The sequence below is a fragment of the Pseudomonas sp. Colony2 genome, assembly GCF_019382755.1.
GTDB lineage: Bacteria > Pseudomonadota > Gammaproteobacteria > Pseudomonadales > Pseudomonadaceae > Aquipseudomonas.
In genome coordinates this window covers 1,007,662-1,011,305 of record NZ_CP080030.1, presented here as the reverse complement: position 1 = coordinate 1,011,305, position 3,644 = coordinate 1,007,662, and the positions used below count along the sequence as shown (strand labels likewise).

Annotated in this window: 3 protein-coding genes; 2 read left to right on the top strand and 1 reads right to left on the bottom strand. The window is 63.4% G+C overall.

What is annotated here, in order from left to right; all coding sequences use genetic code 11:
* Position 1 precedes the first annotated feature (1 nt).
* A complete protein-coding gene (locus JV201_RS04080) occupies positions 2 to 892 on the bottom strand; it encodes a bifunctional helix-turn-helix transcriptional regulator/GNAT family N-acetyltransferase (RefSeq protein WP_257903325.1) in 891 nt (296 codons plus the stop codon).
* 196 nt (positions 893 to 1,088) lie between these two features.
* On the opposite strand from JV201_RS04080, the gene ggt reads away from it, so the two are divergent.
* Together ggt and JV201_RS04070 are read left to right on the top strand one after the other, a co-directional pair.
* The gene (ggt, locus tag JV201_RS04075; protein WP_219406546.1) at positions 1,089 to 2,915 is read left to right on the top strand and encodes a gamma-glutamyltransferase; all 1,827 of its coding nucleotides are present in this window, start codon (positions 1,089 to 1,091) and stop codon (positions 2,913 to 2,915) included.
* Positions 2,916 to 2,938: 23 nt separating this feature from the next.
* Positions 2,939 to 3,644 (top strand): polyphenol oxidase family protein (locus JV201_RS04070; protein ID WP_219406545.1); only part of this gene is annotated, 706 nt, incomplete at its 3' end.

Here is a 3,644-nt window from a genome sequence, read left to right as displayed (position 1 = left end):
GTCAAACCCCTTGCCGCACAAAACACTGCTCCACCACAGACTTGCCCCACTGCTGCCCCTCCTGTTCCGACTCCAGCACAAAGCCCGCGTTTTCATAGAGCTTGCGCGCCACATCCAGGCCCTTGAACGTCCACAGCCGCACCGCCGGAAACCGGTGCCCGTCACAGAAATCCAGCGCCTCTTGCAACAACCGTTTACCCAAGCCCTGGCCGTGGGCAGACGGGTCGAGGATGAAGCAGCGCAGGGTCGCCTCGCCGTTTTCGCCCTCGCCATCAATCGCGATCGAACCGACGATCTGCTCTGCGTCCAGCACTGCCCAGACTTGGTTGCGCGGGTTGGCCAGGCGCCCCATCAACTCGGCCATGTCCGCCGCCACCAGGCTTTCAAACGGCTGGCCAAAATTCGCATGCTGGGCGTAGTACTCGGCGTGCATCTGCGCGATACGCCCGATGATGCCTGGCTGGTAGCCATGGGCAATGCGGTAGTGCCTCGGCTGCCGGGCGCCAGTACGTTGGGTTTGCAGGGCTGCGGCGTACTGATCGAGCCCACGGCTGACGGCCTGTTGCTGTTCGCTGGACAAGTCGCCAATCGCCTCGCCCACCTGGCGCCGGGCAAACGTTTCGATGTCGCGTAACGTCTTCTGGCCTCGTGTGGTGAGGCGCAGCTTTTTCGAACGGGCATCGTCCTCGTTGGCAAACTCTTCCAGCTCGCCCGCCTCGACCAGCTTGCGCACCATGCGGCTCACCGACGACTTTTCCAGCCCCAGCAACATGACCAGTTCAGCCGCTGTCAGCGCGCCACGCTCGCCGATTTCAACAATCGTGTGCACCGATGACGGTGGGTAACTGCTGGCCGCCAACTTCGGCTGCATGAAGCCCAGCTCTCGCACCATAAGACGCGAGGCACAGCGGATCTGATCGATAAGGTCTGGCTTGGAACGGTTCACGGGGGAAACCTCTTGCCCGAATGACGAAGGACATAGTTGTACCGCACAACTAAATACAGATCAATCTCCCAACCTGCAAACCACTGAGGTACATTCCCTCCCCACGGACAACAGATCATTCTCAAATGAACGGAGTCATCGCGTGTTTTCGATTTTTCACCGCCAACGCCTTTTCACCCTCTCGCTGATCACCGCCGCCCTCACCCTCGCCGCCTGCCACAGCGCCACCGCGCCGGAACTGCCGCCCGCCCCGGAGCTCGGCTCGGGCTATCGCACCGACATGAGCCCCCGCCACGCCGAGCGCCACATGGCCGCCGCCGCCAACCCGCTGGCCGCCGAAGCCGGGCGCGAGATATTGCGCAAGGGCGGCTCGGCCATCGACGCAGCGATTGCCATGCAGGCCGTGCTGACCCTGGTGGAGCCGCAGTCCTCCGGGATCGGCGGCGGCGCGTTCATCATGCTGTGGGACGGCAAGCAGGTGCACGCCTACGACGGTCGCGAAACCGCACCAGCGGGCGCTACCGAGCGGTTGTTCCTCAACGCCGATGGCACGCCGATGTCGTTCCCGCAGGCGCAGATTGGCGGGCGTTCGGTGGCCACCCCGGGGGTGTTACGTGCCCTGGAAATGGCCCATAAAAAGACCGGCCACCTGCAATGGGCCAAACTGTTTGAGCCGGCCATTCGCCTGGCCGAAGAGGGTTTCCCGATCTCTGCGCGCCTGCACAGCCTGATTGCCGCTGACCGCTACATCAGCCGCTCGCCGGAAATGACCGCGTACTTCCTGAATGCCGACGGCAGCCCGAAGGCCACCGGTACGCTGCTGAAAAACCCGGCGCTGGCCAACGTGTTCAAGCGCATCGCCAAGGAAGGGCCGGACGCGCTGTACTACGGCCCGATTGCCGACGAAATCACCCGCAAGGTGCAAGGCAACAGCAACGCCGGCAGCCTGACGCTGACCGACCTCAAGGGCTACAGCGCAGTTGAGCGGGCGCCGTTGTGCACCGACTACAAACGCTGGAAAGTCTGCGGCATGCCGCCGCCGTCGTCGGGCGGGATCGCCATTGCGCAGATCCTCGGCACGTTGAAGGCCCTGGAAACCCGCGACCCGCGTATGACGCTTGGGCTGTTGAAGCCGGTGAAGAACGATTCCCCGGCCGGCCTGGAACCGGTGCCTGAAGCGGTGCATCTGATCGCCGAGGCCGACCGCCTGGCCTATGCCGACCGCGCCCAGTACGTGGCGGATTCCGACTACGTGCCGGTGCCGGTGGCCGGGCTGGTCGCGCCGGACTATCTGGCCGGCCGTGCCGCATTGATTGGTGAGCGCAGCATGGGCGTCGCCAAGCCGGGCAAGCCTGCGGGAATTGAAGTGGCCTACGCGCCGGATCGCTCGCCGTTGCGCATTTCCACCTCGCAAGTGGTGGCGGTGGATGACGTGGGTGGCGCGGTGTCGATGACCACCACGGTGGAGTCCGCATTCGGTTCCCATGTAATGGTCCAGGGCTTTTTGCTGAATAACCAGATGACTGACTTCTCCTTCATCCCCGAAGAGAACGGCCAGCCGGTGGCCAACCGGATCGAGCCGGGCAAGCGCCCGCGTTCGTCGATGGCACCGACCCTGGTGTTTGATCGCCAGAGCGGTGAGTGGGTGGCCACGGTGGGTTCGCCGGGCGGTTCGCAAATCATCGAATATGTGAGCAAATCCCTGGTGGCCATGCTCGACTGGAACCTCGACCCGCAAGCGGCCGTCGGCCTGCCCAACTTCGGCAGCCGCAACGGCGCGACCGAGCTGGAAGCCGGGCTGTTCAGTGCTCAGCTGAAACAGGCACTCAAGGACAAGGGCCACGCCCTGAGCGAAATCGACATGACCAGCGGCGCCCAGGCGATCGTCAGGGTGCGCGATGCGCAGGGCAAAGCGTCGTTGATCGGCGGGGCTGATCCACGCCGTGAAGGCGAAGCGTTGGGGGATTGAATTGACTCACTGGAGAGCTGCGCGTGCACAAGGCAAATAACCTCGGCGCCCTGGCTGGCGTCGACCATGGGTTTTGTACGATTGACGATCCATTGCGGCCCGACGAGGTGTTCATCTGCAAGCAGGTGCACAGCGCCACGACCATTGAATGGCACCCGGAGCTCGCCGCCAACACGGTGGAGGCTGACGGGGTTTTCAGCCGGGATGTGCAGCCGATTGCGGTGATCACCGCCGATTGCCTACCGTTGCTGATGGCCTCGGAGAGCGGGGATTTTGTCGCGGCGATTCATGGCGGCTGGAAGGGGCTGCAAGGCGGGATCATCGCCAATGCCATGCAACGGTTTGCCGCCGAGGGAGTGGCGTTGGACCAGTTGCGGATTGCGATCGGGCCGTCGATCAAGCCGTGTTGTTATGAGGTGAGTGGCGAGTTTGTGGCGCAGTTGCAGGCGAGCCAGGGGCATTTGTGGCGGGATGGAAATGCGCCGTGGACGTTTGAGCAGCCGGGGCCGTTGTTGGCACCGGAAATTCAGCCGCCAGAACCCAGGCAGGCGTTGAGTGCGTGGTTTGATTTGGGCCGGTATGCGCTGATCTTGCTGGAGGCGGCAGGGATAAAACCTGAGCAGGTTGAGGTGAGCGAGGTGTGTACGTATTGCACCTCGCCTGCATTTGCGAGTTACCGCCGAAGGACCCATGACAGTACGGAGCGCAAGACGTTGTTGTATTCGTGGG